This window comes from Arthrobacter flavus (genome assembly GCF_039526005.1).
Lineage (GTDB): Bacteria > Actinomycetota > Actinomycetes > Actinomycetales > Micrococcaceae > Arthrobacter_D > Arthrobacter_D flavus.
Genome location: NZ_BAAAIJ010000059.1, coordinates 1 through 26,150, shown reverse-complemented (window position 1 = coordinate 26,150; position 26,150 = coordinate 1). Strand labels below are relative to the sequence as shown.

Below are 26,150 nucleotides of genomic sequence, written 5' to 3'. Positions count from 1 at the left end.
GATGTTTTGGGCCGCCCATTTTTTGGCCGGGCTCGCCGTCGTCCTCGCCTGGCCTGCGCCCGTAGCCCTGTCCCGGGCAAAGTGGCCCACCCGGGCTCCGTTTACGGCGATGATTCTGTGGCAGGCGATTGCCCTCGCCGGTGGACTGTCAATGATCGGCGCGATGCTGGTCTGGGGTCTCGACCCGCTCGGCGACAATCTGGTCGAAGCCCTTGGCCGCTTCGGTGAGATGGCGTTTGCCAACCAGCCGGTCGACACGCTCGGCCTGGTTCACGTCTTTGCTCTGAGCGCCGCGGGGTTGCTTAGCGCCCACCTGATCTTCACCCTCCTGCTGACCTACGCCAAGATACGTGGGCAGCGCAAGCGACACCGGGACATGCTGAACCTGCTCAGCTCACCGGCAGTGAACCGGCCGGCAACGCTGGTGATCAATCACCCCACCCCAGTGGCCTACTGCCTTCCGGGCGGCGCCAGATCGGTGACGGTCCTCTCCGACGGCCTCCTCGACCTGCTGTCCCCTGCCGAACTCGACGCCGTGCTGGTGCACGAGCGGGCCCACCTCCACCAGCGACATCACCTGCTCCTGTGGGCGTTTGCAGCCTGGCGCGCGGCCCTCCCGTGGCTGCCCACATCCCAGTTGGCACAACGGGCCGTCAACGAATTGATCGAGATGCTCGCCGACGACGAGGCTCTGAAGCGGGTTCAGGAGCCAGTCCTTGCCCGGGCGATAGCGATCGTCGCCTCCGGGTCACTGCCCGACCAGCAGGGCGACTTCGCCCACGGCCACTCGTTAGCAGTGACAGCGCTTGCTCCCGGTGCGACCCCTGACCAGGATGCTGGTGCCACCCTCAACCGGATTCGCCGGCTCCTCACGCCGCAGCCGCCCTTGTCGCTACCCCAACAGGCGGCCGCTCTCGGAGCCTCCGGGCTACTGCTGGTGGCGCCAACGCTCCTGCTGGTTGCCCCCTGGGTGCTGGGTTAACTTCGGCGCGACCTGCCCCACTCAGCCCGCCGGGGATCGAGAAGCCGTTATGGGCAATCAGCAAGGATGCTGCAGACCAAGCGGTCTGGGAGATAGCAAAGACGACGGCGAGGTCCGACAATACCTTCATTCGAGTCCGGCTACGCCCGTCTTGACGCTCGATCGGCGCGGTTGTTGCCGACATACGGTTGGACCGCGCAGCGCGGAGGATCTGGACGCTGAAGGCGCTGAATATGCTTCCAAGCACCAGGGACATCGCGATAGTGGGACTAGTCGAGGTGAAGTAGCCCACAACGAAAATCCCGGTAAAGACTCCAATTAGCGCTTCCGGCCGCATCTTGTGCACCTTTTCTGTCCCGATTTCTTTGCTTACGCAGGGAGCCTAGGTGTTGTTGGACGTGTGATCAGTACGAGGATGCTCAAGTGCTGGGGCCAGTGCCCGGATTACGATGGCAGCCCCGATCAGGGTCGTACCCATCGGTATCATCGCCCAGCGGACCAACGTGAGAACAACGTCTACTGCGCCAACCCCGATGACTGCTGTCTGGCCCGCGGTCTGGGCAAGTAGAAGGATCAGTGACGGAAGCAGAACGAGCACAAACCCGCCAGCAATGACCAAAAGGACACCCCATTGAATACACTTCTTGGCCGTTGACTCCATTGTTCCCCCAACTAGGCGCGGCTACGTGTCAGCGAGTCTAGTTGTCCTGTCTCAGTACATCTAGTCGCCGAGGGCATCATTTGCCGTGTTCCTGCAGCCACGGATTTGGTTCAGGTCCGCTCAGGCGGAACCGATGGTGCCCTAAATGCCCGCGCCCGCCAAGTAATTGGTCATGACGCTGTTGAACGTCTTTCCTGGTCTCTCGGGGTCATGGTGCCCGGTGAGTGCGCCCGCCAGGAGCGGGTAATTCCCGGACTGGACCACATCGGAGAGGTACTGCAGGCGCGTTCGCCCCGTCGAGGCCCGTCCCGAAGTTGTCGGCTGATGCCAACTCATTTTGTACAAAGGCGGAGGTGATGGCAGTCATCATGGCCACGGTGTGCAGCTTGGCGGCTTTAGTAGCAGTGCGGCCCTGAACGCAGAATTCATGATCGACGCCGCGCGCCGTGCGGGGGTTCGCGCGATACTGCAGAGCGTGCAGGGTGCGTCCGGACCCGAAGCCATCACGTAGGCCACCAGGACGCCGGCTACGCCGCACGAGCACGCAGACTGGCAGCAACGCTCGCAACGGAAGACGGAACCGTGCCCGTCGCGAAAGCGCTGGAGGCTGCCTGTGACTGTTAATTCAGAATGGCGGGTCTTCACAGCTTGGTTTGGCGCTTCAGGTGCCCTCAGGCGGGACTGGCTGCGACCTGGAGGCCCGCGCCCGCCAGGTAGTTGGTGATGACGCTGTTGAACACTTCTTCTGGCCTCTTGGGTTCGTGTTGCCCGGTGAGTGCGCCCGCCAGGAGCGGGTAATTCCCGGACTGGACCACATCGGAGAGGTACTGCAGGCACGTTCGCCCCGTCGAGGCCCGTCCCGGAGTTGTCGGCTGATGCCAACTCATTTTGTACAAAGGCGGAGGTGATGGCCGTCATCATAGCCACGGTCTGCAGCTTGGCGGGCCCTGGCATGTCCACCGGCTCCATGGCGGACAAGGCTCGCTCCAGATATTTGAGAGCGTTGGGGCCCTTTGAGGGCCGGGTTAGCAGCAGCGGAGCCAGCCACGGGTGCCGGTGCATAATGGCCCGGCCTTGCCGTGCCAGATTCAGCAACTGCATCGGCGGTGGTTCATCGGAGGGGTCAAGGTCGTATTCACTACTGACCGTGTCAACGATGAGTTCGATGAGCTCGTCGTGCGAATTAAGATACCGGTACAGGGACGCTGCGCCGGCTCCGATGCCGGCGGCCACTCGTCGGATGGACACCGCCGTCAGGCCGTCCCGGTCGGCGATATCGATCGCCGCCGCGGCAATTCCTGCGCGCGAGTGTTCCGGTTCCGGCCCGATACCGGAATGAGGAGTGTTATGCGGGTACTAATGATTACGCCAGGAACCCGAGGGGATGTCGCCCCGATCGCCGGGCTCGGCAGCAGACTTCAAGCCTTGGGCTTTGACGTCGCAATCGCGGCGAATGCCGCCTATGCCCCGCTGGTCACCGCAGCCGGGTGTGAGCACCGCGAACTGCCCGGAGATATGAGCCACTTGGTCAGCCCCGCCGCGCCGGGGAAGAAGGCCACCGGCGCGGATCTGCGCAGGTGCCTGCGCGAACTCGGCGACTACATGGACCTGGCCGCGACCGGCGCCCTTGCCGCGGCCCAGGCCGGTACCGACGTGATCCTGGCCAACGCGATCGCCCCCTATGCCTACGGTGTTGCTGAGGCCATCGGTGTCCCCGCCATCGGTGCCCACTTGCAGCCGATCGAACCCAGCACCGCCTATCCACCCGTGACTCTGGGATCGGCCCGCAGCCTCGGCTCGGTCGGCAACAAACCTCTCGGGTCTCTCGTATCCGCTGGGAAAGCACCCTATGATGCCCCGAGCGCCCGCATCCGCCAGACGCTCGGCCTACCCAAAAAGGCCCGGTCCGCATCCGACCGTACCCGAAGGAAAACCAATAGCCCCATTCTTCACGGCATCAGCCCCACCGTATTCCCGCGCCCGGCGGACTGGCGATCCGGGCTCACCATGACCGGCTACTAGTGGTCGGAAGTCGAGCCGGGCTGGCAGCCACCTGCGGAGCTGGTCGAGTTCCTCGCGGATGGACCACCCCCGGTGTTCATCGGCTTTGGAAGCAGTGCGGCCCTGGACGCAGAATTCATGCTCGACGCCGCGCGCCGTGCCGGGGTTCGCGCGGTACTGCAGGGCGTACAAGGTGTCTCCGGACCCAATGCCATCAGTATCGGTGCTGTTCCGCACGAATGGCTGTTCCCCCAGATGGCCGCTGTCGTCCACCACGCCGGAGCGGGGACCGCCGGAGCGGGGACCGCCGCAGCGGGGCTGCGCGCTGGTGTACCGACGGTCAGCGTGCCAATCTATACGGACCAACCGTTCTGGGCCGCACGGATCACGTCCCTCGGCGCGGGCCCGCAACCGGTCCCCTACAAAAAACTCAACACTGAACGGCTGGCCGACGCCATCACGCAGGCCACCACGACGCCGGCCTACGCCGCACGAGCACGCCAACTGGCGGCAAAGCTCGCAACAGAAGACGGAACCGCATCCGTCGCGACCGCGCTGCGGACGGCTACTGTGACTGTTAGCCAGGAATGGCGGTTAATCGCAGCTTCAGTTGGCGGTCCTGTCGTCCTATTCAGCGATCCCTAACCGCAACACCTGGGCCTGCAAAACTATGCGCGGAGCTACATCTTGCATAAGTAACGCGTACTAGGTTGGGTTGGGCTCGAGATCGAGGGGGTGTTCCGTGCCTTCAGGGAAGGAGATAACCCCTCCGAAGGGGGTGAGGGTGAACCATTCGCCCTCTTGATCCGAAGCGAAGATAATCACGCGTTCAATCGTTTGAGAATGTCAACGCGGGTGGAGACCACTTGCGCAGCCTGACTTGAGCCCACCACTCTCTTTCGACGACTCACCAGTGGACTAACCGCAGTTTCATTTGAGCCCACCCCACCGCAGGCTGGAAGAGTTGTGACTGCCATTTTTCGTAGAACTCCGCTTCCGGATGGTCGATAGAACTGGCGGGGTACTGTTTGGGTCTCCATTCACAGTCAGGAGGCCTGGGTGTGGGTCGGATCGGTCATCCCAGCTTCTCCTAACGAGCTGTAAAGCGGAAACATACCAGAATTTACTGGAAGAAAACTTTCAATTTCCTGAATATTTTATGACCCCATGGCGCGAATTACGGATGCAATTAGGCTTAAGTTTCGGGCGTCGGGGCCGCTAATCACCGCGTAATCTGTCGTCGAAACTAGATGCCGCAAGCATTCTTGAGGCATCGAAACACTAGGGGATGTTTCGAATGAAACTTAGAGCCAAAGCAACATTACGGTCGACGGCACTCAGTGTGGTGGGTGCGTTAGTCTTTGCCACACTGGCATCACCCGCAGGCGCTGTTGCTGAGGGCACCGACCAGTCCGAGGCGTCGTCCGGCGTGATCACCGAATCACTCGCAAACGTCGAAAACGCCAATCCCTCGTTGCTTCTCGATTCCGTTGCCAGCGGCACCGGAACTACCAAGTTCAGCAACGGTGAGGCTACGATTCCGTCCGACCTCTCGGATGGCATCACAATGAGGGGTGAGGACGGTGAGCGCTTCAACATCAAGCTCCCCAATGCTTCATCGGCAGAGTCACCTGTCACACATTTCGACGGCACTGTGATGTATCCGGGGGAAACGAGTGCGAACTCGGTTATCGTCAGCGACCTGGGCGTACAGATGTTGACGACGATTGCGGGCGCAGACGCTCCGGTTCAATACTCATACGAGGTTGTTCTCGAGGAAGGTCAAACGCTCGCGCTGATTGGAGACGGAGCAGCAGTTGTGAATGCCGATGGCAGCAGCGCTCTTATTGTGGGCGACGCGTGGGCGGTGGACGCCAATGGTGCCGACGTTCCGACAAGCTACTCCGTGGAAGGAGCGACGCTGACACAGACTGTCGAACACGCTGCGGCAGGGGACTTCGCGTACCCGGTTGTTGCTGATCCGGTTTGGTTTCTCCCGGCTGTATACAGGTGCCTCGCTGGCCTAACGCTCAGTGGGCCGCAAATAACCAGAATCATCACGACCGGTTCGCCAGGTTCCATTGGCGGGGCACTGGGTTTGGCTATTCTTGCCTGCCTCCGGGGAAAATAGGAGGATTGATTTATGCAGAATAAGCATCCCCATGAGGAGCTTCAGAAAAGGCTCGACTCTATCGACGCTGCTATCGCCGAGCACCCGCTAAAGTCAGACCCTGTCAAGCGTTCCCACGCCATCATCGAGTCGGTTGAGGTCAAGGACAAGGACGTGGTGAGCAAGAAACTAGCCGAGGAGGGTCTTCCCGACATGGTAGAGCTTGGGAAGATTCAGGCGCGCCACTCGTTCAGCTTGTGGAGGCTCAGCCGGAAACGATACAAGCTACTCAAAAAGCTTGGACGCTAATTCCAATAAAGGGAGATTTCGCCCGCCTATCCTCGGGCTTTCATGAAGGTGGTGCGATGGGGTGTGGCTTAACGACGAAAGTGTTCCTGACGTGGGGATAGTCTGTTTCCACACAAGAATTCTCCGCTCGTTCGCAGTTTGACCACGCTGTTGCCGGCACCTGTCCTGAGGTGCCGGCAACAGCTATTTTGTCGTTGGAAGGACCGCCTCTAAATCGACGCTCCGTCATCAGCGAGATGCTGGCTGCGGGTCTGGGCAAGACGATAGGAATCGGTGCCGGTTTCAAGGATGGTTCCTTTGAAGGTGAGCCTGTCGACGATTGCGGCGCAGAGCCTCGGGTCGGTGAAGGTGCGGGTCCAGCCGGAGAACGATTCGTTGGTAGCAATCGCGACGGAGGCTTTCCCTTCACGTTCGGTGAGGACTTGAAAGAGCAGTTCGGCGCCGCGTTTGTCGAGTTCCATGTAGCCGAGTTCGTCGATGCAGAGCAGGTCGACCCGGCCGTAGCGGGCGATGGTGCGGGCGAGGATCTTGTCGTCTTCGGCTTCGACGAGTTCGTTCACGAGCCGTGTGGCGAGCGTGTATTTCACCCGGTATCCCTTCTCGGCGGCCGCGGTCCCGAGCCCGATGAGCAGGTGGGACTTGCCGGTCCCGGAGTCCCCAATGAGGCAGAGTGGTTGTCTTTTGCGGATCCGGTCTCCGGGGGCGAGGGTGGTGATGGTGGCTTGGTTGATGTTGGGGTTCGCGTCGTAGTCGAAGTCTCCTAACCACTTCTCGCGCGGAAAGTTCGCTGACTTGATCCTACGTACGGATGAGCGGCGGTCTCGGTCATCACATTCGGCGAGCAGCAGTTCGGCGAGGAATCCCTGGTAGGAGAGCTGTTCCTTACCCGCGACGGTGAGTGCCTCACCGAGAACGGCACGAATGGTGGGGAGCCGTAGCCGACGGCAGGCCTGCTCGACCGCAGCTGTCGCTGCTTCCTCGGTCAGCCCACGCCGGCGGCAAAGGGCTGATGAAACGGTGATCGGGTTGGTGTTGATAGGGCTCATGTGATGGTTCCCCTCATCTGTCGGGTCGTTCCGGTAGGCCTTCGGTCAGTTTGATCGCGAGCTGGATCAGAGGTTCGTCTGGTGAGGAGCTCGTCGTAGCCCGCAACGGAGGGCAGTGGGCGCGTGTCCGGTGGCAAGCCTGCGATAACGGCGGCCGGGTCGGCCAGTCTGCGTTGCGTGAGGCTAAGAACGTGCCGTTCACCGGCAGCTGGACGCGCGATGAAGGCTGTTTTGCCTACAGGTGTGATGGGTTCAAGGCGTTCGGTGGAAAGGCGTTCGGTGGCGGCTCGGTGTGCTTCGACAGCGACGACGTCGGCGGTGACCGCCCCGACTGTCAGGACCGCTTCTATGCCGGCGGTGACGTGGCTGGCGGCCATGGATCGGTGTAGTAACAGTCCGCTCACCAGTTCCCGCGTGGCCTGCGAGTCTCCGTCTGTGCGGCGGGCTGGTGCCCAGAATGCTTCATGCGCGGAGGTAAAGGACCCTGAGGCGCGTGCCTGGGCGAGAGCGGTCGAGCCAGGGAAAGCACCAGGTTTGTGGCGGCCACGGAATTGCCCGCTGGCCGCTAGGCTGGTCACCCGTGGGCACATCGCAATCGCCCTTGACAAGCACTATCCTTAGCCACACCAATTACGCTCAGAAGCAGGGCCGATCCTTCCTGTTCGTCAGTGAATAGCTGATCGGCGACGAGGTTATGTTCCTTTTGAGGAAGTCCATCGCATTCGAAGGGAACCACCATGAGCTATCGGTACATTGCAATTGGGGATAGTTTGTCGGAGGGAGTTGGCGACCTCCCCTGGCCGGACGGAACGCCACGCGGATGGACTGACCGCCTTGCAGGTCTACTAACAGTCGGAAACGGACCGGTTGAATATGCGAATCTCGCCGTCCGCGGATACAAGACAAACCAGATCCGCGATCATCAGCTGGGCCGAGCGTTAAGCTTTGCTCCGGATCTCGTCACTATCACCGCGGGCATGAACGATATTCTCCGGCCCCGCGTCGACTTCCATGCTCTTCAAGCTAGCCTCGCAGAACTGGTCGCAGCCTTCAAAGAGTCGGACACCACAGTGATGTTTATTCCGATCCCAAATTTGACGGGTGTCTCCCCCGCAGGAAGCGTCATCGATTCTCGTCGGCGACGCCTGAACGACATCTACCAACAGCTGTGCGAACAGATGGGCGTCGTCCCGCTCGCAAGCACCGACGAAACAGTTTTTGAAGACTCCCGAGCATGGGCGGCTGATCGTCTCCACCTCGCCGAACTCGGTCACGAACGCCTGGCTCTTGGTGCAGCTGACGCACTTGGTCTTGCCGGCGCCTCTCACTGGAACACGGCGCTGAAAGGCGAACGGCCTTCACGGACGTTGCGCACCGAAGCGCAGTGGTGGTGGTTCTACGTGCTGCCTTGGGTTAGCCGCCGGGTACGTGGGCGCTCATCGGGTGATGGACGGACGGCCAAGTTACCCACGCTAAGCGTGGTCGAATCAATGGATAAACGATGGGTAACTACAGGCGGCCCGGCCTAGTTATATGTTCCGATGCCTAGTTTTTAAGTATGGCTGGTATGGCCGGTGGTATTCGCGGTCCGATTCAGCGATAGGTCTCTAGGTTTCTGAATCTTCATGCCCGGATGCTTACTCGTGGTACCGGGTCGACGCGGGAGTAGGGCCGCGGCGCTAGGGGTGCGGCGTTGCGGGCGAGGAGGGTGCCTGCGAGACACAGTACGAAGGGTAGGAAAAAGGCGGTCGATAAGCCTGTGTGGTGGGAGATCCATCCTATGACTGCGGGGCCTGCGAGAAGGCCGACGTACCCCGCGCTCACCACTCGGGCCATCACTTGCCCCTGATTTTTTGCTCCGAGGTTCCCCGCAGCAGTGAAGAGTTGCGGCACCGTGCCGGAGAGCCCGAGTCCGAAGACAAGCCAACCAGCAAGGGTGACCGGGTACATCGTGGAAGTGATCACGATGAGCATCCCACCGGCTGCAATCGCGCTCCCGTACCTGACGACCCTCACCGGGCCGATCCGGTGAGAGACCCTGTCTGCAAACAACCGGTCGATTGTCATCGCGAGGGCGAAAGCCCCGAACGCTAGTGAGCCCGCGGCTTCGGATGCATCGATGTCTTGCACTGCGTGCAAAGCCGACCAGTCATGAGCAACGCCCTCGGCCAACATGAGAAAGAACGCTAGCGCCGCCAAGGCCACGATCCTCCGTCGTACGTCCCGCACCGGAACATCCTCCGCGGCTGATACCACCGCTTCGATCTCACCTGGCCCGCTGGGCGGCAGCAGGTATCGAATGGAGGCGCCCATGACCCCGAGGACGACCACTGCACCGAAGCCCAAGGACCAAAAGAGGTGAAGGTCGAAGCTCTGCATCATAGCCCCGACGCCAGCTCCAACTACAGCACCAACAGAGAAAAAGGCGTGCAGGCTGGACATGATGGGCTTGTTCCAGTCGCGCTCAACACGCACCGCCTGATCATTCTTCGACACATCAACCGCGCCCTCGCCGAAGCCAAGGACGAACAGGGCAATACCAACCCCCCCACGCATCCTGGGCAAATCCCGGTAGCAGCACACCCACAGCGAGGACCAGGCACCCGACGATCGTGGTCAACCGGCTCCCCCACCGATCGATGAGAAAACCCACGACCTGCATACCAGCTACTGATCCCAAACCCAGCAGGAGAAGCAGCCCACCAAGAAGTCCATGTGACAACCCGGTCGATGCCTGTATTGCTGGGATGTTCACTACCCACATAGCCAGAGCCAACCCGGCAATTAAGAACAGGCCCATGACGGCCAAGCGGGTCTTACGAAGAGCGCGAGAGGCCATCAAGGATGCCTACGGGACACCGCCGCGAATGAGGAAGCCGCGATGGTTTGAGAATGTCGACGCGAGTGGAGACCAGTTCCTGTGACTGTTAGCTCAGAATGGCGGCTTTTTCACAGCTTCGTTTGGCGGTTTGACGTCTTGTAAGCCTTGGGTTGCAACACACCAAGACGAGACGCCGCCGCTTGTCCTTTTCAGTACCCGCTTGCACAGCGGGCCGCGTGTTTCCAAGGTTGACCAGGCGGGTCTTGAGCGGTGAGCTGTCCATACTCGTCTGCACAGGGCGTCCATTTGCGCAGTACAGGCCTGCACGGTTCGACTGCAGGGGTTCTACTTGGGCTCTGGTTGAAGGTATTGGTAGACGGTTTGGCGGCTGACCCCGAATTCTCGTGCGAGTGAGGCTTTCGCTTCGCCAGCGGCGGCGCGTCGAATGAGCGCGGCCGCCTGCTCGGCGTTCAACATCTTGCCTCTGCCTTTGTACACGCCGGCCTTCTTGGCCAGGGTGATGCCCTCGCGTTGCCGTTCTCGGATGAGGGCTCGTTCGAACTCGGCGAAGGCGCCCATGACGGAAAGTAGGAAGGTGGCCATCGCGGTGTCGTCTCCGGTGAAGGTCAGGTTTTCCTTCACGAATACGACCTTCACCTTCTTGTTGTTGAGTCGGCGGACGATGGCGCGGAGGTCGTCGAGATTCCGGGCCAGGCGATCCATTGAATGCACTAGGACGGTGTCGCCGTCGCGGGCGAAATCGATGTGGGCTTCCAGCTGTGGACGGTTCTGGTCCTTCCCAGATGCCTGGTCGGTGAAAACCCGGTCGAGCTGCTCGCCGTCGAGTTGCCGGTTCGTGTTCTGGTCCAATGTGCTACCCGCACGTAACCGAAAGTTTGACCAGTCATTGTTCCCATCCGCCCCAATAGTGTCAGGTGTCCGCCGCTCATGTGTCAAGAAATGTTGATTCGGACCTCAGGTTGACACGTATTCGTTGGGGCCGGGCTACGTCGGGTTTACGTCTGTTTGGGGTGTACCCCATTGCAACGAAGACTTTCGTTGCTGTGTCAAGGTTCCCGTGGAACAGTAGTCCGCATGGCGCTCGACCACCTAGGCATCCGCGTAAAGGATCTCGCTCAAAGCATCGTGTTCTACGAGCAAGCGCTTGCACCGCTGGGTTACCAGGTATTGATGCACTCAGCCGATGGTTGTGGTCTTGGTGACTCAGCTAAGCCTGACCTTTGGCTCTACCCCGGTCGCCCTCCCGAACATGACGTGCATGTGGCATTCAGCGCTCGTGATCGAGCAACCGTCGAGAGTTTCTACGTCGCCGCTCTACCGGCTGGTGCTGTGCACCGCCGGGGACCCGAATTGTGCCCGGAATACCACGCCGGCTGCTACGGCGCTTTCGTCACCGATCCCGATGGTTACAACCTCGAGGCAGTCGTGCATGAATGGGGCTCCCACCGGTAGAGCCTCTCCCGGCCGCTGTTGCGCCACGTGTACCCAAACGCAACGCAGCGTGACTAGTGAGCTCGTCCATTTCCGGGATAGCCTCGCCGCCTAGAAGGGTCTGATCACGGGCCGGTGGATGTTGCGCCACATGCCTGGTGCGGTGCCGGTTTCTCGCTTGAAAGCAGCTCCGAAGGCGTAGGGAGATCCGTAACCCACGCCGCGGGCGATCAGATGAAGAGGTTCATCTGATTCGCGTAGTCGTTCCTTCGCAAGTAGTAGGCGCCACGAAGTGAGGTAGGTCAGGGGCGGAACACCCACAAGGGCTGTGAAGCGTTGCGCCAAGGTAGCTCGAGAGACGTTGGCTAATCGTGCCAGCGATGCGACCGTCATGGGTTCGGCGGGTGACCCATGAATTGCTTGCAGAGCCGTCTTGACGGCCGGATCCCGCAGTGCGGTGTACCAGGTAGGGGCTCCTTGCGGGTGTGAAGAGAACTGGTGACGCATCACGCTGATCAGCAGCACGTCAAGTAGACGATCCAGCACTGTCTGCTTCCCCGGAGAGATGGTGCGGAGCTCGTGTTCGATGAGTTGGACGACGCTGCTGGTGGGGGCGCCATGCTCGGCTCGGACGATGATCACTTCTGGGAGACCCTCCAGCAGTGAGCTGCACAGGTCGCCCTCGAACAGGTAGGCGCCGCAGAGGAAGGTGGTAATGGGACCTTCCCCTTGAACCACGAAGACACCGTCTGTTTCCTTGGTGTCGGGGCTTGCCAGGAACTGTGGAAGATCGACGATATGTGCGGATGGTCCCGCAGAAAGGCTGTAGGGATCGGTAGTACGGATAGCGGCGATGTCGCCGGGTCGCAGAACGTGTTCGCCCGTGCTGGTCGTGATGGTCCCTTCCCCGGCGATCATGACGTGAATAGACAGACGGGATGGCGTGAACCGCAACCCCCATTCAGCGCGTGATATCGAAGTTGAGGCGAAAGCAGCCCCTCGTGCCCGCGCTCGGTCCAGCAGATCCGCCAGTACATCCATTCTTAGACGATCGCACATGCTGAGTAGCGCAACAAATATCGACCGTCCAGACCGGTGGGGTGTTCACTTGGGTTATGACTAATTCTGACGCCCTCACGCTCGTTCTTGGTGGTACCGGTAAAACCGGTAGCCGAATCGCTCACATCCTGCGCGAAGCAGGCATGCCAGTACGGACCGCTGCCCGTTCCCGTGCTGATGTGTTCTTCGACTGGACAGACCCATCGACGTACAGATCCGCTCTGTCCGGCGTCCAGCGCCTATACCTGGTGCCTCCGGAGCAGCCGGCTGACTTCGCGCCGATAGTGGCTGGCTTCATCGACGAAGCACAGCAGGCAGGCGTCGAGCACATCACCTTCCTCAGCGCTGGGGGCATCCAGTATGCACCTGAGCAAGTCGCTTTGCGTGCGGTAGAACTGCACCTGATGGCGGCGGAATCACTGACCTTCAGCATCCTGCGCCCGTCGTTCTTCATGCAGAACTTCACCGAGGGGTCGTTCTCCCACGCGCTCACGACAGGGCAGCTGGCATTGCCGGCGGGAGAAGGCAAGGAGGCCTTCATCGATGCGTACGACATTGCGTCCGTCGCCGCGGCCACCCTTTTCGACCCGACCAATTATGCTGGCGGTCAGTACAACATCACCGGCCCGGAAGCCCTCACCCACAGGGACATCGCTGAGCACCTCAGCGCCTACGGGCACCTCGTTGAGTACCAGCCCGCGGCGGCCACTGAATGGATTCAGGAGGTGACGTCGCACGGTATGCCGGCCCAGTACGCGGGGTTCCTGGCGCACCTGATGACCGAGATTGCCGAGGGCAAGGGTGCTCAGCCGACCGGTGAAGTAGCACGCATCCTCGGTCGACCTGCAACGCCTTTCGCCGTCGTCGTCGAACGCGAAACCACCCCCAGGGGCAAGTAACTTCCCAAGCGAAGCCCTGCAAGGCAGCAGTCGGGAGCTGAACGCAAAGTAGAACACGCCACGTACGGCTGCGAAAACGGCGCCACTCAGCGTTGCGACTTCCACTTTGGGACGGCTGCGGTGCTGAAGCAAATACGAACGATTTCGGTACATCGCCAAGCGATGTCCAGGTACTTCTTCAGCGTCCATGGTTGGACGAGGCTCCTGGGAGTACCTTTAATGGCATGGAGACGCGCAAATCTAAACCGTCGTCGTTCCCAACGTAATCGGAATGCCATTCCACGTTGGCCGAGACATCGCGTTCGAAGCCGGTGTCACTCTTGCTAATCCAGATCCCGACGGACCCCCCATTGGGGCCTTGGCATGGCCGGGATTGTTCTACATAACCTGGCAGCATCCCGCTGCAGGCTCCGTGCTGCATGAGTGGGATTCGGTGGGTGTGGAAATAGTGAAGCATGGCGACGCGCTATCTGATGCAACAGGAACGAATCCAGAAACCCCGCCAAAATTATCGGCTCATGCCCGTACCGACCACGACGCCCTATAGCCACCCAACTAGTGGCCCATTCAGGATCTTTCAACGCAACGGCAGGTTTTGTAAAATTATGAGGATTCCCGCATCTCGCCCTAGACCTTTTATTGGTCAGAATTGATGAGCCTATTGGGCCAACCTTCCCTGATGCCCCTTAGCCGATCGGTCCGCGGGATGGTCGGAGCAAGCGACTGATGCAGTACCCAAGCACGACGAGACTGACGAGCGCCAAGAGAACACTCCCCGGCCATCCAATCGCTGGTTCCAATGAGCAGGTGGACGTTGCACCAGACTCAGGAATGTAGTCAGTGCATTGCCCTGACTGAAGCGCATAGTTCAATGCGTTCAACAAAAGAACCAGCCCGCATAGCAGAGCCCAAAGCACCTTGGATCGGAGATTCTCATCAGCATTCATAATGTGAAGCGTATGGTGTTAGTCAGCAGCTCACCTCGGGCAAGGCCGGTTTAGGATCGGATTGCAATCTTCGGAGGACGCATTCGTACCGTAAGCATCGATCGCTAAATGGGACGACAGGACGGCCAACTGAAGCTGCGATTAACCGCCGTCCCTGGCCAACAGTCGCACGCAATGTCCTTCAAATTGATCCGGTCCGGACGAGCCCCTATGTCGCGTACAAGCATCCCTCGGGGGAATCAGCCATCGTTGCGCACGGGCGCCTTGATCTCGGTCTCTCGTGCCCTTCGTGCCTTGCGGTTGATGGGAATCATCGCTATCGCACCCAGGGCACCACCTCCCACGACGGACAGAATGCCAAGCCACCCCAGGGCTTGGTAAGCGAAGAAGCCCATCGCAACGAGAAGGACCAAATATAATCCGCGCTTAATGGTTTTGCTCATGCCTCAGCCTACGGACCGAAGCAAGGCTGAACAATCTCATCAGAGTGGCGCGTCAGCGACTCGGAATTTGGTTGCCGAAGTGCCCTCAAAAAGCACCCCCGAATGCGTCCGTATGACGGTCCTTCACCGCGACACATTTTCGCCACTCCCCCGCCGCCAAAGATCCCATATGAAACCTAGGTGTGGAGTTGATCGGCAAATGGCGGCGTTTTGTGATCGCTGCGTGGCGCTAGCTGCCGATGACGAGGATGCTGGCGGCGGCTTCGACGACGTCATCGGTGATGGTGTCGAGCTGGTTGATCTTGAGCACCCGATTTATCTGCGGGAAGAGCCGTTCGAGGAGTCGGAAATTGCCTCGGGTTATGCGTTCGATGGCCGCGATTGCTTGGGCGTCGGTGAAATCGTCAGGGTCAAGAGTCCTGCCGAGTCGTTTCCAATGGCGGTCGAGGACGAAAAGGAGCTCTTCGCGGCCGAGGGCACGGTAATGGTGGGAGAAGCCGAGCCGGCTGTAGAGCTGGGGGTAGTGGCGGAATCGTTCGTCGATACCGGGCATGCCGATCAATATCATCGCCAGGTGGGTGCGGTCATGCTGGTCCCGGAGAAGTTCCAAGGCGGTGGGCGTGAGTCGCTCGGCCTCGTCGATGATCAGCAGTTCCACAAGACGAGTGACGTCACTCTGTTTTGCGGTCGCTGCGTCCGGGCTGAGGGATCTCAGGTGCTCGTCGGCGCAGATCCCGACTTTCACCTGCCAGTGATCGATGTCATGCATCAGATCTTTGGGTCGGCAGAGGACTTCGGGTGTGTAGAAGACGGTGCGAGATCGGTTCGCGAGGGCGTAGTGCTTCGCGTCGTGATCGCCTCTGGGGCCCCATTCGTTGATGTAGGGCTCGAGGGCGTCCCAGTTTGCGTAGCGGCGCGCAGAGTTGGTCTTTCCGACGCCAGCGGCACCGTGACAGATCCCGATGGTCTTCTCCTTTCGCACAGCGTTGGCGAACTCGGTGAAGCGTCGGTGCTCTTTGGTGACGATGAATGCCTGGTTCATCACTCGTCCTCTTCGTAGGTGCGCAACTTCGGCCGCCGCTTTGTGGGTTCGGGGGTGCGAGGTTCCTCGCGGGTGGCAACGGTCGGAATGCGATCGTTGATCGCGCGACGCAGCTGCTTGCGTCGTGCTCGGCGGGCGGTTTCGATGTCGAGGAGGCTGAGGCGCAGGTTCGGGTGGGCTTCATCGATGGCGGTGCAGATGAAGGTGTCCCGGTCGTAGACGCGGATCTCGGAGACATCGCGGGGGTCGTACCGGATCGTGATGGTGTGGCCCACGAACGACGCCAGAGTTGGGGACAAGTAGCGCTGGCCTTGGAAGTGGATGCCGTCGCGTTGCACGACTCGGTTCTTCGGAACGGTGAGGAGCAGCCCGTCGAGTTCCTCGAGACTCTCCGGCATCCGCGGCAGCCAACCATCGGCAACCCACGCGTCCCGCGGGGAGATACCCAACTCACTGTGCGGCCTGTCGTTGTAGGTGGCGATGAAGTCGCCGATGGCACGGTCAAGGCCACGCAGATCAAGCCCGGGGCTGGGTGACTTCGCGCCGGGTCCGAGATGCCCGGGCAGAGTGCTGAGGAGTTCAGTGTTGACGGTGCCGAAGAACCGCTCGATCTTTCCTCGTCCTTGGGGGCGGCCGACCGTCGAGTGAATGATCCTGATGTGCAAAGCGATGGCGGTTCGCTCGAGGTGGTGGCTGATGAAGTCGGAGCCGTGGTCCACGTGCAGGACGTCGGGGATCCCGAACATCGCCCACGCGGGGTCCGTCTTTCGCCAGATCGCCTGCCGGAGAGCCAAGGCGGTGTTGATGGCCGAGGGGGCGCCGGTGAAGACCATGTATCCGCAGATAGCACGGGAGTAGTCATCCATCACGGTGGTCAGCCACGGCCGGTCCGGTTTCCCGTCGGCTCCGACAAGAAGAATGTCGAGCTCGGTGTGATCGGACTGCCACGTCTGGTTGGGCCGTTCCGCGCGCCGGCGGAAAACCAGCTCGTGCTTATCCCGATACGACACCGGTCCCTCGAGCGCCAGGGTGACCAGGGCCGGATCAAGCGCGCCAACAATCTGCCGAACGGTCGCATAGCTCGGGGCCGGCAGTTCTTGCCTCTGCGCATCGGCGACGGCGAGGCGGTGCAGAGTCGCCAGAGCGGGCCGCGGCCGGGTCAGCGCCAACCGCTCGATGAACGCCACCGTCTCCGGCGCCGTTCGGCGGACACCCCTATCTGCCCGGGGATGAGGATCAAGGCCCGAGACACCGCCTACCCGATAGAGCTGGTTCCACCGTTGCAACGTTCGAGCAGCGATCCCGGTCTCCCGGGCCAGAACCGCGAGCGGGATCTGGTCTTCGACGTGAAGCCGAAGAACACGCCACCGCTCCGTCGCGTCCATGAGCCACTTACACGGTGGTGCTCTCGCGGGCCGCGAAGGCCTGCTGGTGACGGTAAAGGGTGGCCCGGCTCCAGCCGACGAGTTTCGCGGCGTCTTCCGCAGTCCGGCCCTTTGCCCTGGCTTCGGTGACGAGCTTGAGCTTGTCTGCGACCACGACGGGATCTGACAGGGGCCGGCCGAACCTGGTGCCGCCTTGCCGAGCAGCCGTGATCCCGGCATTCACTCGTTCCGTGATCAGCTCGCGCTCATACTCAGCCAACGTCGCGAGCATGTTCAACATCAGCCGGCCCGACGTCGTCGACGGGTCGATGCCATCCGAGATGCTCTTCACCTGGACATCCCGCTCCCGGAGGAGCTTCACCGTGTTCAGCACATCGATCAGGGACCGTCCGAGTCGATCGACCCTCCAGACGACGACGGTATCGCCGGGCTTGGCGTAGTCGAGGAGTTTCTTTATCCCGGGACGTGTGATCGCGGTCCGACTACCCGAGGTGACATCGGCAAATATGTCACGCTCCTGCACGCCCGATTTAACCAAGGCGTCGACCTGCAACTTCGCGTCTTGGCTTCTCGTACTGACCCGTGTGTACCCGAGATGTCTCACCTGGCCATTGTGCCTCAGAAACTGCTAGAGGTCGCGTGCGAAAGACACTTGACGGTAAGACATGTTTCCAAGACAAACGGCGCCCCGGAAATCCGCCACTTCCCAGGGAAGCTCGGAGCAGGTTTCCCGTGCCTCGGAAAGCTTTACTTTTCTGAGGCAGCTAAATCAGGGGTGGCCGCGGCCCGAGCGACCGTCGCCACTACTGGCGCCCCATCTAATTCGATGAGAGGGACGCCAGTAGCGTCAGTTGCCTATCGAATTTGGCCGAACGTGGTTCGAATGTCAGCCACGAGCAGATCGGGTTGTTCGAGAACCGCGAAGTGCCCGCCGCGGCCGACCTCGTTGAAGTGGACGAGGTTCGTGTAACGCTTCTCGGCCCAGCGGCGGGATCGGCGGACGTACTCGCCAGGCATGATGCTGAGCCCGACGGGCACCGTGAGGGGTTCCTGGATGGTGCCGGGGTTGGCCCAGCCCGTCTTGTTGGACTCCCAGTACATGCGAGCAGCCGAGGCTGCGGTATTGGGAAGCCAGTAGAGCATGATGTCGTCGATCATCTCGTCGAGGGTGAATAGCTTCTCGGCGTCACCGTGCTCGTCATGGGATCCGCCGACGTCTTGGAACATGGCGTAGATCCAGGACGCCAGGCCGACGGGTGAATCGGTGAGGGAGTAACCGATGGTCTGTGGCCGGGTCGACATTTCTTGCGAATATGCCGAGAGGACCTGCCAGTAGTAGCCGCTTTCTTGCATCATCGCCTGTTCCTCGGGCGTTGCGTTGCGGGCTTCGTCGTCGGTGGGCATGAACAACGCCATGTTGAGGTGGATCCCGGCGAGCCCGATGTTCGAGGCGGATTCGAGGGCGGCGAGTTCGGAGGTGACGGAGGCGCCGAGGTCGCCTCCCTGGGCGAACCAGGTGGTGTATCCGAGGCGCTCCATGAGGACAGTCCACGCTTTGGCGGTGCGCTTGAGGTTCCAGCCGGTCTCGGTGGGTTTTCCGGAGAACCCAAACCCGGGGAGGCTGGGGATGACGAGGTGGAACGCGTCGGTAGCCGTGCCGCCGTGGGCCTCCGGGTCCGTGAGGGCGCTGATCGCGTGCCGAAATTCGAGGACGGAGCCTGGCCATCCGTGGGTGAGCAGCAGTGGCCGCGCTCCGGGCACGGTGGAGCGGATGTCGAGGAAGTGGATGTCGAGGCCATCGATGTTCGTCATGTACTGGCCCCAGCTGTTCAGCAGCGCCTCGGTCTTCCGCCAGTCGTAACTGGTGGCCCAGTGTTCGACGAGCGCTTTGATCTTCTCGAGCTTGGGGCCTTGGGAAGTGTCGCCGACGGTCTCCTGGTCGGGCCATCGGGTGTTCAGAAGGCGCTGGCGGAGGTCATCGAGATCTGCCTGGGGGATGTCGAGGGTGAAGGGGATGATGGCGGCGGTATCAGTGCGGTTCATTCTGTTGTCTTTCGTTTGGGGTCGGTTCAGAAGTGGACTGGGACAGCGGGGCTGTCGGATGTGGCATTGGGATCGACGGGTGCGTTTTTCGGGATCAGCACTGCTGTGGCGATCGTTGCGACGAAGAAGACCATCGCGGCGACCAGAAATGCGCGGTCGTAGCCGGCGACAGCGGCGGCCGCCCGGCCGAGGTTTCCTGCGGATGTGGATGCTTGAAGGGCGATGGTGCTGAGGGACGCGGCTCCGAGAGCGCCGAAGATCTGCTGGCCGGCGTTGGCCAGGGCGGAGGCGACACCCGCGTCTTCTAGGTGGACTCCGGCGGTGGCGGAGTTGAACCCGGCACCGAAGATCAAACCCATGCCGATGCCGAGAACGACGAGAGCGGGAAGAACGGTCGTCGCGTAGCTGCTTTCCGGGCTGAGGGATGACAGCCAGAGAAGACCGGCGCCGCCGAGGAGAGAGCCGGCAGCGATCGGGACTCGAGGCCCGAACCGGCGCAGCAACGGCGGGGCCACGGCAATCGACATGACGGTGATGCCAAGGATCATGGGCAGGAACGCCAGCCCGGTGACCAGCGGAGTAAAGCCCATAGTGTCCTGCAGGTAGAAGGTGAGGAAAAGAAATACCGAGAACATGCCGATGGCCGAGAGGGAGACCCCGAGCAGGGAGCCGCCGCGGTAGCGGTTCATGACCACGCGGAGAGGCAGCAGCGGATGGGTGCCTCGACGCTGGATGAGGATAAACACTCCGAGCGAGACGATGCCGGACGCAAGCAGCGCGATGGTCGAGCCTGCCGCCCAACCGGACGTTTCCGCTTGGGTGAATCCGAGAACAAGAAGCACTGTTCCCGCGACAACAGCCACGGCTCCAGGAATGTCGAGAACAACATGGCTGCTTCCGGTTGTTTTGGGAACCAAGATCACGGCGCCAACGACGGCGATCGCGGCCAGTGGCACATTGACCCAGAGGCACCACGCCCAGCTCCAGTACTCCGTCAGAGCGCCGCCAAGCAGAAGTCCAACGGCCGCGCCGGCGCCGGAGACGGAGCCGAAGACGCCGAACGCACGGGTCCGGTCGGCCGGCTCACGGAAGACGATGGTCAGCAGAGAGAGCGCTGCCGGGGCGAGCACCGCTCCGAAAGCTCCCTGCGCTGCCCGTGCGGCGACGAGCATTGCCAAAGATGATGCAGCCCCGCCGACGAACGAGGCGGAAGCGAAGCCAATGAGCCCGATCACCAATGTCCGCTTCTGCCCCCACCTGTCGGAGATCCGGCCGCCGAGAAGCAGCAGGCCCCCGAAGCTCAGGGCGTACGCGCTGACAACCCACTGACGGTCGGCGGAACTGAAGCCGAGGGCTTCTTGCGCTCGGGGAAGCGCGATGTTCACGATCGTCGAGTCCAGCACCACGATCAGCTGCGCCAGGGACAACACCGCCAGAACCCACCACTTACTGGAATGAGGTCGTTCTCGGATTTGGGAGCCCCGTCCCGGCTCAAGTTTTGCCGTGTTCATCGTGTCTCCTGTCGCGTGTTGGCCCGACGCAATTCGTCAACCTCTGGGATCATCTTGGCACAAGACGATCTATTCAGGTTACGATATTGGCATGAACTCTTTTTCGACTGTCGGTGCACCCGTGTCGCTGCCCGAAATCGATTGGGGCGCCGCCGGGATCGAGACCGAACTCGGCTGGGCGCTGCCGGTGATGTACCAAGGTTTCTCACGGTCGGCCACGGTGGCGGTTGCCGAGGTCCCGGGAGGACCGCGGGGATACCAGGTCCTGGTGTCGATCACGACCGAGGAACCCTCCTCGCAGTTGGCTCTCGCTCACCGTCTCGGAATCGACAAGACCCAGATGACATACGTGATCGACGCCCTCGAGGCAGGCGGACATGTGGAGCGTCGCCCGGACCCGACCGACCGTCGCATCCGTCAGGTGCACCCCACCGATGCGGGCAGGAGTCTGCTGGCATCCGCACGCGTCGCACTCCGCGACGTCGAGGGGGTCCTCATGCGAGATCTGAGCCCCGACGAGCAAGAACAGCTGCGCCGCCTGTTGGCCAAGGTCGCCCTTGGTGCCGGTGCCGTCGAATCGTGCATCGCCGACGCCCGGGCAACCCACGAATACCCTCTCGCGTCCCCGGAACGATCCCGCCGGTCGCTCCCTTCGACCTCAAAAGAATGAGATACCCGTCATGACCAGCAGCATCCTCGTCGCCGGCGCCACCGGTGACCTCGGCCAACGCATCGTCCGCGAACTCCTCCAGCACGATGTCCACCTCCGGGTCCTCACCCGGCCCGGCAGCGCGACGACCACCGCACTCTTCGCAGGCAACGACCGGATCGAGGTCGTGAGTGCCGCGTACTCCGACCACACCGCCTTGACCGCTGCCGCAACGCGCGTCGACGTGGTCGTGTCGGCCGTCAGCGGTATCCGGCCCGTGATCGTCGACGCGCAGCGCGCCCTTCTAAAGGCGGCCGTCGCCGCAGGAGTACCCCGGTTTATCCCGTCGGACTTTTCCGCCGATTACCGCCCGATCGCCCCTGGTACGAACCGCAACTTCGAGATCCGACGCGAGTTCGCAGCCGACGTCGACGCAGCCCCCATCCAAGCGACCTCGATCCTCAATGGGATGTTCACCGACCTGCTCACCGACGAGGCGCCGATGATCCTTTTCGGCCGTCGGCGGGTTCTCTTCTGGTCCTCCGCCGACCAGATCCTCGACTTCACGACCAAAGACGACGTCGCCCGCGTCACCGCTCTCGCGGCCCTTGACGACAACGCACCCCGTGTCATCGAGATCGCCGGCGCGCAGGTGACGGCTCGGGACATCGCCCGAACGATGACGGAGCTCACCGGGACGCCGTTCAAGCTGCAGTGGGCCGGCACCACCGGGACCCTGTCCGCGATGAGCAAGGTCGGCAAACGCCTGTCCAAGAACCCCGACGAGACGTTCCCCGCCTGGCAAGGGATGCAGTACTTCGTCAGCATGTTCAGCGGCCAAGCGCAGTTGCGCCATCTCGACAACGACCGCTACGGCGCCCACACCTGGACCACGGTCCGTGACGTCCTCCAGGAGCACCTCACTCAGCAGAGGGAATCGACAACGGCGTAATCGCCCCCTCGACGATCCCACCCCCGTGGAACACGATCACCGCGAACAACGATGAAAGAAACGGTCATGCCTGACAAGAGAAGCTGGGGCAAGCCCGCCATCGACCCGATGAACCTTCGCTCCATGCTGATGCTCGACGTCGCCCGAGAGATGATGATTAGCGACACCTGGACCCACAAGGCCGTCTCGGTGTCCATGTCGAACCCCGAGAACCCGGAAGACGCCGCTGTTTCCTTCCTCGGCGTCAACGACCCTGATGGCATCGTGGATGTCGCCGACGGGCGCCTCGACATTGCCACGTTGAATCCGGTCGTCATGCTCAACATGGCACGACTCGGTACCGGCCCCTTCCCATCCCCGCTGGACCTGGCGACCATCGCTGTCATTCCGCACTACGACCAGCTCGCTTTCGCCGTCGCCAACCGACTCGGGTTCGAAAGCCTGGCCGATATCGCCGAAGCGAAGTATCCCCTTCGGGTGTCGGTTCGCGGTTCACTCGATGTCGTCACGGCCATGTCCATCGACGTGGTCCTCAGCACCTACGGGTTCAGCCTCGCCGACATCGTCGCGTGGGGCGGGACGGTGTTCTACGACCAGCCAATGCCCAACCACCCCACCCGAATCGGACGCCTCGAGAACGGTGAAATCGACGCCATCTTCGAAGAAGGCACGATCATCTGGGCCAATGATGTCATTGCCGCCGGCGCCAGCATCCTCCCCATCGACAACGACCACCTCGCCACACTCATTGCCCTCGGCTTCCGTCGCGGCATTCTCGACAAGGCCACGTACCCCACCCTGCCCGGCGACATCCAGACCCTTGACTACAGCGGCTGGCCGATCTACTGCCGCATAGACGCAAGCGATAAACTCGTTCGTCAGTTCTGCGCGGGTCTCGAACGGGCCAAAGATCGAATCGTGTGGCAGATCGGACCCGAGAATCAGCCACCCCTGCCTCTCGAACAGATGACGACCGACTCTCCGGCGAGCCCGTTCGACGTCCCCCTGCATCCCGCCGCTCGCGCGTATTGGCAGGAGATCGGGTACCCCGTAAAGCCGTAACACGCACTGCATGCAATATCCGGGCGGCTTGCGCGTTCTATCCAGCTAGCTGCCAATGCGGTCGGCCCCGCCACCCAGCGATAACAAAACGCCGCCATGGAACGACAAAAGTCACAAACCTAGGTTTCAATATTCGCGTTTACCCCGCCCGTAAAACTGTCTCGCTTAGGTAGCTCAAGCGCTACAGTGAGACCTATGGCCGGACACATCATCGGATACGCACGCGTCTCCACCAACGAACAAGACCTCACCGCCCAACGCAACGGCCTCGCCGCACTCAATGTCCCCGAAGACCGGATCTACGTCGACCACGGACTCACCGGCACCAACCGCGAACGACCAGGACTCCGCGAAGCCCTCGCCGCCTGCCGCGCCGGCGACACCCTCGTCATCACCAAACTCGACCGACTCGCCCGCTCCCTCCCCGACGCCCGAGACATTATCGAAGACCTCACCAAACGAAACGTGAAGCTCAGCATCGGCGGATCCGTCCACGACCCCACCGACCCCGTCGGCCGGCTCCTGTTCAACGTCCTGGCCATGGTCGCCGAATTCGAATCAGACCTCATCCGCGCCCGCACCCGCGAAGGCATGCAAGTCGCCAAAGCCAAAGGCAAGCTCCGCGGCAAACAACCCAAACTCACCAAGAGCCAAGAAGCACACCTCATCTCCCTATATAAGGGAGGACAACACACCACCACCGAAATCGCCGAACTCTTCAAAGTTGCCAGGTCCACGGTCTACAGGATCCTCCAGCGCACGGTGCCCTAAGACGTTATGCAGGTGCAACCCCTTAGACTCAGGGCTTCACACCCATGGAGGACAAATGACTGAATACACAGGACCTACTAGCCCACCAAAGCCCCCTACCAAGCCCCGTCGAACGTCAGGGTGGAAAGAACTGACTGATGAGGCTCCCTGCCAAGAATGTGGTCACCACCTTATTCGCCCGTACACGACTCAAACGACAATGGGCGGTAGGGAGGTGACGCAACTAGGTCCGAGCAAGTGTCGGAATGAATGCGTCACCAAAGAGTAAGCTCGTGTCAATTGGGAATCGGCGCTATTTCATAGGTAGCTGAGCCGACTACTGAACTACGGGAATGATCGCCGTGTGAGCTGCTGCGGTGATTTCGGACAGCGGATTTGGTGGTTTTCTCTACGCTGCCAGGGCTGGCTGCTGGTAACTGTAGTGGACTTCATTGGGTCGGCGATAATCGAGGGCTGAGTGCCGGCGGCGGCTGTTGTAGAAGCCCTCGATGTAGCGAATAACGTCCCGTTTTGCCTGTAATTTGGTGGCGTAGACGGTCCGGTAGACCCGTTCGTTTTTCAAGGCGCCGAAGAAGCTCTCGGCCAGACTGTTGTCCCAACACACCCCGGTGCGGCCCATCGAAGATCGCATACCCAGATCGGTGACCAATGTCCTGAACATGGTTGAGGTGTAAACGCTGCCGCGATCCGAGTGGAAAATTGCGCCTGCCTCCACCCGGTTGGTCCGGGCAGCGTTTGTCAGGGCGTCCGCGACCAGCTCGGTGCGCATGTGATCGGCGATGGACCAGCCCACAACTTTCTTCGAATAGCAGTCGATCACGGTGGCCAGGTAGATGAAGCCCTGCCACGTGTGAATATAGGTGATGTCGCCGACGAACTTCGCGCCAGGTCGGTCCGCGGTGAAGTCCCTTCTCACCAGGTCCGGGACCGCGGCAGCACCTTCAGCGTCTGCCTCGGTGGTGACCCGGAACGGGCGCGGCTGACACGGCACCAGTTCCTCGGTACGCATGATCGAGCGCACCAGCTCCGGGGAACACAGTGTCCCTTCGGCGGCGAGGTCCGCGTGAATCCGCCGGTACCCGTAGGTCCCGTCGGCTTCCTCGAAGAAGTTCCGGATACGCACGGCCAGCAGCTCTCTGCGGGCCGCAGTGGCAGAGCGGGGCCGGCAGAGCCAGTCGTAGTATCCGGAGGTCGACACAGTCAGCCACCGGCACATCTTCCACACCGGGTCCGTGGCCCCTGGGGTGTTCTTTTGGGAGTCGATGAACTCGTACTTCGCCACTACCGTGGATCCCGTGCAAAGTACGAAGCTGCTTTTTTCAAGAACGCGGCCTCAGCCCGGAGTTCCTGGTTCTCCCGCTCGAGTTCCTTCAGCCGGGCACGCTCCGAAACGCTCAGATCGGTCTCGGTCCCACCATGGGATTCGCGGTATTTCATCACCCACCGCCGCAGGGTCTCCGGCCCCACCCCGTAGGCCTTGGCGACATCCACCACGGGCCTGGACGTATCAATAACTTCCCGGGCCAATTCGTCCTTGAACTCCTGGCTAAACCGGCGACGCGATGCAGACATACTGCAGATCTCACTTTCAGTAGAAACCTCAGTTTAAGAGGTCCCACTGTCCGAAATCCTTAGGCCGCTCAGTGCGATCCCGAAGCAAGTAGGAGCTCACGCCATCTTTCATCACTATTGGGGGTTTTCACATGACAACTTTGCAAAGCTACGACGAAGCCCTTGCCTGGGTCAATGAGGAGGCCTTGGCACACGGTCCTCATCTGCTGCTCGGAAATGGGTTCAGCATTGCCTATGATCAAGATCGTTTCACGTACGGTGCGCTATTAGCTCAAGCAGACGCTGAAGGCCTCATTTCCTCTACGGCAAAGCAGTTTTTTGCGGATAATCAAACCCAAGATTTTGAAGTAGGGGACTGCCCACGGTTTGGTTGACTCGTGGGGTTGATAGTTTCTTAGGCGGCTAGCACCATGTTGTTGATTGTCTCAAACTC

General features: G+C 61.3%; 26 protein-coding genes and 2 pseudogenes. 13 read left to right on the top strand and 15 right to left on the bottom strand.

The features are described from left to right. The first annotated feature begins 1 nt into the window (after position 1). Positions 2–982, top strand: coding sequence for a M56 family metallopeptidase (locus ABD059_RS15090; protein ID WP_343881516.1), 981 nt, complete (start codon positions 2–4; stop codon positions 980–982). Positions 983–1,364: 382 nt separating this feature from the next. Here the strand turns inward: ABD059_RS15090 and ABD059_RS15085 are convergent, their stop codons facing one another. The 3 genes and pseudogenes from ABD059_RS15085 to ABD059_RS17780 all read right to left on the bottom strand — a co-directional run. Further along, the gene (locus tag ABD059_RS15085) at positions 1,365–1,643 is read right to left on the bottom strand and encodes a hypothetical protein (RefSeq protein WP_343881514.1); all 279 of its coding nucleotides are present in this window, start codon (positions 1,641–1,643) and stop codon (positions 1,365–1,367) included. Between the two features lie 671 nt (positions 1,644–2,314). Next, positions 2,315–2,530 (bottom strand): hypothetical protein, encoded by a 216-nt coding sequence (locus ABD059_RS15080; RefSeq protein ID WP_343881512.1) that lies wholly within the window; start codon positions 2,528–2,530, stop codon positions 2,315–2,317. Position 2,531: 1 nt separating this feature from the next. Then, positions 2,532–2,705: pseudogene (locus ABD059_RS17780) on the bottom strand (TetR/AcrR family transcriptional regulator C-terminal domain-containing protein); the annotation flags it as partial. A 285-nt stretch (positions 2,706–2,990) separates the two neighbouring features. Here ABD059_RS17780 and ABD059_RS15075 point away from each other — a divergent pair. From ABD059_RS15075 to ABD059_RS15060, 4 genes are all read left to right on the top strand, one after another. Next, on the top strand, positions 2,991–3,665 hold the full coding sequence (locus ABD059_RS15075; RefSeq protein WP_343881510.1) for a glycosyltransferase: 675 nt from the start codon (positions 2,991–2,993) through the stop codon (positions 3,663–3,665). A 72-nt stretch (positions 3,666–3,737) separates the two neighbouring features. Continuing rightward, positions 3,738–4,289 (top strand): glycosyltransferase, encoded by a 552-nt coding sequence (locus tag ABD059_RS15070; RefSeq protein ID WP_343881508.1) that lies wholly within the window; start codon positions 3,738–3,740, stop codon positions 4,287–4,289. 652 nt (positions 4,290–4,941) lie between these two features. Next, entirely contained in the window at positions 4,942–5,775 is an 834-nt protein-coding gene (locus tag ABD059_RS15065; RefSeq protein ID WP_343881506.1) for a hypothetical protein, read from the top strand. A gap of 12 nt (positions 5,776–5,787) precedes the next feature. Beyond that, complete coding sequence (locus tag ABD059_RS15060; RefSeq protein ID WP_343881504.1) at positions 5,788–6,063, top strand: hypothetical protein; 276 nt, start codon at positions 5,788–5,790, stop codon at positions 6,061–6,063. 209 nt (positions 6,064–6,272) lie between these two features. On the opposite strand, the gene istB is transcribed toward ABD059_RS15060, so the two are convergent. Together istB and ABD059_RS15050 are read right to left on the bottom strand one after the other, a co-directional pair. Further along, positions 6,273–7,109 (bottom strand): IS21-like element helper ATPase IstB, encoded by an 837-nt coding sequence (gene istB / locus ABD059_RS15055; RefSeq protein WP_343881502.1) that lies wholly within the window; start codon positions 7,107–7,109, stop codon positions 6,273–6,275. Continuing rightward, a pseudogene (locus tag ABD059_RS15050) lies at positions 7,106–7,705 on the bottom strand (hypothetical protein); the annotation flags it as partial. The gene istB and the pseudogene ABD059_RS15050, both read right to left, overlap by 4 nt. A 141-nt stretch (positions 7,706–7,846) precedes the next feature. Here ABD059_RS15050 and ABD059_RS15045 point away from each other — a divergent pair. Further along, positions 7,847–8,638 (top strand): SGNH/GDSL hydrolase family protein, encoded by a 792-nt coding sequence (locus ABD059_RS15045; RefSeq protein ID WP_343881500.1) that lies wholly within the window; start codon positions 7,847–7,849, stop codon positions 8,636–8,638. A 94-nt stretch (positions 8,639–8,732) separates the two neighbouring features. Here the strand turns inward: ABD059_RS15045 and ABD059_RS15040 are convergent, their stop codons facing one another. Both ABD059_RS15040 and ABD059_RS15035 read right to left on the bottom strand, forming a co-directional pair. Continuing rightward, positions 8,733–9,665, bottom strand: coding sequence for an MFS transporter (locus ABD059_RS15040; RefSeq protein WP_343881498.1), 933 nt, complete (start codon positions 9,663–9,665; stop codon positions 8,733–8,735). Positions 9,666–10,275: 610 nt separating this feature from the next. Continuing rightward, positions 10,276–10,800 carry a recombinase family protein gene (locus ABD059_RS15035; RefSeq protein ID WP_425546127.1) on the bottom strand — a complete coding sequence of 175 codons (525 nt, stop codon included), beginning with the start codon at positions 10,798–10,800 and terminating at the stop codon, positions 10,276–10,278. A gap of 225 nt (positions 10,801–11,025) precedes the next feature. On the opposite strand from ABD059_RS15035, the gene ABD059_RS15030 reads away from it, so the two are divergent. Continuing rightward, on the top strand, positions 11,026–11,403 hold the full coding sequence (locus ABD059_RS15030) for a VOC family protein (RefSeq protein ID WP_343881496.1): 378 nt from the start codon (positions 11,026–11,028) through the stop codon (positions 11,401–11,403). Positions 11,404–11,493: 90 nt separating this feature from the next. Here ABD059_RS15030 and ABD059_RS15025 read toward each other — a convergent pair whose 3' ends face one another. Then, positions 11,494–12,423, bottom strand: a complete 930-nt coding sequence (locus tag ABD059_RS15025) for an AraC family transcriptional regulator (RefSeq protein ID WP_343881494.1) — start codon at positions 12,421–12,423, stop codon at positions 11,494–11,496. Positions 12,424–12,497: 74 nt separating this feature from the next. On the opposite strand from ABD059_RS15025, the gene ABD059_RS15020 reads away from it, so the two are divergent. Continuing rightward, complete coding sequence (locus ABD059_RS15020; protein ID WP_343881492.1) at positions 12,498–13,340, top strand: NmrA family NAD(P)-binding protein; 843 nt, start codon at positions 12,498–12,500, stop codon at positions 13,338–13,340. Positions 13,341–14,526: 1,186 nt separating this feature from the next. Here the strand turns inward: ABD059_RS15020 and ABD059_RS15015 are convergent. From ABD059_RS15015 to ABD059_RS14990, 6 genes are all read right to left on the bottom strand, one after another. Next, positions 14,527–14,730: a hypothetical protein gene (locus ABD059_RS15015; protein WP_343881490.1), complete on the bottom strand. Its 204-nt coding sequence runs from the start codon at positions 14,728–14,730 to the stop codon at positions 14,527–14,529. 229 nt (positions 14,731–14,959) lie between these two features. Further along, positions 14,960–15,772 carry an AAA family ATPase gene (locus ABD059_RS15010; RefSeq protein ID WP_165070505.1) on the bottom strand — a complete coding sequence of 271 codons (813 nt, stop codon included), beginning with the start codon at positions 15,770–15,772 and terminating at the stop codon, positions 14,960–14,962. Continuing rightward, on the bottom strand, positions 15,772–17,157 hold the full coding sequence (locus tag ABD059_RS15005; protein ID WP_343881487.1) for a Mu transposase C-terminal domain-containing protein: 1,386 nt from the start codon (positions 17,155–17,157) through the stop codon (positions 15,772–15,774). The genes ABD059_RS15010 and ABD059_RS15005 overlap by 1 nt, the downstream gene beginning before the upstream one ends. A 7-nt stretch (positions 17,158–17,164) precedes the next feature. Then, positions 17,165–17,761 (bottom strand): recombinase family protein, encoded by a 597-nt coding sequence (locus ABD059_RS15000; protein WP_343881485.1) that lies wholly within the window; start codon positions 17,759–17,761, stop codon positions 17,165–17,167. Positions 17,762–18,012: 251 nt separating this feature from the next. Next, the gene (locus tag ABD059_RS14995; RefSeq protein ID WP_165070254.1) at positions 18,013–19,200 is read right to left on the bottom strand and encodes an epoxide hydrolase family protein; all 1,188 of its coding nucleotides are present in this window, start codon (positions 19,198–19,200) and stop codon (positions 18,013–18,015) included. 26 nt (positions 19,201–19,226) lie between these two features. Then, complete coding sequence (locus ABD059_RS14990; RefSeq protein WP_343881482.1) at positions 19,227–20,711, bottom strand: MFS transporter; 1,485 nt, start codon at positions 20,709–20,711, stop codon at positions 19,227–19,229. 91 nt (positions 20,712–20,802) lie between these two features. On the opposite strand from ABD059_RS14990, the gene ABD059_RS14985 reads away from it, so the two are divergent. From ABD059_RS14985 to ABD059_RS14970, 4 genes are all read left to right on the top strand, one after another. Further along, positions 20,803–21,381, top strand: a complete 579-nt coding sequence (locus ABD059_RS14985) for a MarR family transcriptional regulator (protein WP_165070250.1) — start codon at positions 20,803–20,805, stop codon at positions 21,379–21,381. 10 nt (positions 21,382–21,391) lie between these two features. After that, positions 21,392–22,312 carry an NmrA family NAD(P)-binding protein gene (locus ABD059_RS14980; RefSeq protein WP_165070248.1) on the top strand — a complete coding sequence of 307 codons (921 nt, stop codon included), beginning with the start codon at positions 21,392–21,394 and terminating at the stop codon, positions 22,310–22,312. Positions 22,313–22,378: 66 nt separating this feature from the next. Then, a complete protein-coding gene (locus ABD059_RS14975) occupies positions 22,379–23,374 on the top strand; it encodes a TAXI family TRAP transporter solute-binding subunit (protein ID WP_343881475.1) in 996 nt (331 codons plus the stop codon). Between the two features lie 195 nt (positions 23,375–23,569). Continuing rightward, positions 23,570–24,145: a recombinase family protein gene (locus ABD059_RS14970; protein WP_343881473.1), complete on the top strand. Its 576-nt coding sequence runs from the start codon at positions 23,570–23,572 to the stop codon at positions 24,143–24,145. 388 nt (positions 24,146–24,533) lie between these two features. On the opposite strand, the gene ABD059_RS14965 is transcribed toward ABD059_RS14970, so the two are convergent. Next, positions 24,534–25,717 (bottom strand): IS3 family transposase gene (locus ABD059_RS14965; RefSeq protein ID WP_343881471.1). Its coding sequence is split into 2 segments (ribosomal slippage): positions 24,534–25,453 and positions 25,453–25,717, totalling 1,185 coding nucleotides; the frame shifts between segments, so codons are not numbered across the junction. Between the two features lie 131 nt (positions 25,718–25,848). Between ABD059_RS14965 and ABD059_RS14960 the strand changes: the two genes are divergently transcribed. Continuing rightward, on the top strand, positions 25,849–26,091 hold the full coding sequence (locus ABD059_RS14960) for a DUF4917 family protein (RefSeq protein ID WP_343881469.1): 243 nt from the start codon (positions 25,849–25,851) through the stop codon (positions 26,089–26,091). Positions 26,092–26,150 lie beyond the last annotated feature (59 nt).

Excerpts from the sequence above, each read along its gene's own strand:
- ABD059_RS15090 (WP_343881516.1), top strand. The coding sequence starts at position 2 with ATGTTTTGGGCCGCCCATTTTTTGGCCGGGCTCGCCGTCGTCCTCGCC.
- ABD059_RS15085 (WP_343881514.1), bottom strand. The coding sequence starts at position 1,643 with ATGGAGTCAACGGCCAAGAAGTGTATTCAATGGGGTGTCCTTTTGGTC.
- ABD059_RS15080 (WP_343881512.1), bottom strand. The coding sequence starts at position 2,530 with ATGAGTTGGCATCAGCCGACAACTCCGGGACGGGCCTCGACGGGGCGA.
- ABD059_RS15075 (WP_343881510.1), top strand. The coding sequence starts at position 2,991 with ATGCGGGTACTAATGATTACGCCAGGAACCCGAGGGGATGTCGCCCCG.
- ABD059_RS15065 (WP_343881506.1), top strand. The coding sequence starts at position 4,942 with ATGAAACTTAGAGCCAAAGCAACATTACGGTCGACGGCACTCAGTGTG.
- ABD059_RS15060 (WP_343881504.1), top strand. The coding sequence starts at position 5,788 with ATGCAGAATAAGCATCCCCATGAGGAGCTTCAGAAAAGGCTCGACTCT.
- istB (WP_343881502.1), bottom strand. The coding sequence starts at position 7,109 with ATGAGCCCTATCAACACCAACCCGATCACCGTTTCATCAGCCCTTTGC.
- ABD059_RS15045 (WP_343881500.1), top strand. The coding sequence starts at position 7,847 with ATGAGCTATCGGTACATTGCAATTGGGGATAGTTTGTCGGAGGGAGTT.
- ABD059_RS15040 (WP_343881498.1), bottom strand. The coding sequence starts at position 9,665 with ATGCGTGGGGGGGTTGGTATTGCCCTGTTCGTCCTTGGCTTCGGCGAG.
- ABD059_RS15030 (WP_343881496.1), top strand. The coding sequence starts at position 11,026 with ATGGCGCTCGACCACCTAGGCATCCGCGTAAAGGATCTCGCTCAAAGC.
- ABD059_RS15025 (WP_343881494.1), bottom strand. The coding sequence starts at position 12,423 with ATGGATGTACTGGCGGATCTGCTGGACCGAGCGCGGGCACGAGGGGCT.
- ABD059_RS15020 (WP_343881492.1), top strand. The coding sequence starts at position 12,498 with ATGACTAATTCTGACGCCCTCACGCTCGTTCTTGGTGGTACCGGTAAA.
- ABD059_RS15015 (WP_343881490.1), bottom strand. The coding sequence starts at position 14,730 with ATGAGCAAAACCATTAAGCGCGGATTATATTTGGTCCTTCTCGTTGCG.
- ABD059_RS15010 (WP_165070505.1), bottom strand. The coding sequence starts at position 15,772 with ATGAACCAGGCATTCATCGTCACCAAAGAGCACCGACGCTTCACCGAG.
- ABD059_RS15005 (WP_343881487.1), bottom strand. The coding sequence starts at position 17,157 with ATGGACGCGACGGAGCGGTGGCGTGTTCTTCGGCTTCACGTCGAAGAC.
- ABD059_RS14995 (WP_165070254.1), bottom strand. The coding sequence starts at position 19,200 with ATGAACCGCACTGATACCGCCGCCATCATCCCCTTCACCCTCGACATC.
- ABD059_RS14990 (WP_343881482.1), bottom strand. The coding sequence starts at position 20,711 with ATGAACACGGCAAAACTTGAGCCGGGACGGGGCTCCCAAATCCGAGAA.
- ABD059_RS14985 (WP_165070250.1), top strand. The coding sequence starts at position 20,803 with ATGAACTCTTTTTCGACTGTCGGTGCACCCGTGTCGCTGCCCGAAATC.
- ABD059_RS14980 (WP_165070248.1), top strand. The coding sequence starts at position 21,392 with ATGACCAGCAGCATCCTCGTCGCCGGCGCCACCGGTGACCTCGGCCAA.
- ABD059_RS14975 (WP_343881475.1), top strand. The coding sequence starts at position 22,379 with ATGCCTGACAAGAGAAGCTGGGGCAAGCCCGCCATCGACCCGATGAAC.
- ABD059_RS14970 (WP_343881473.1), top strand. The coding sequence starts at position 23,570 with ATGGCCGGACACATCATCGGATACGCACGCGTCTCCACCAACGAACAA.
- ABD059_RS14960 (WP_343881469.1), top strand. The coding sequence starts at position 25,849 with ATGACAACTTTGCAAAGCTACGACGAAGCCCTTGCCTGGGTCAATGAG.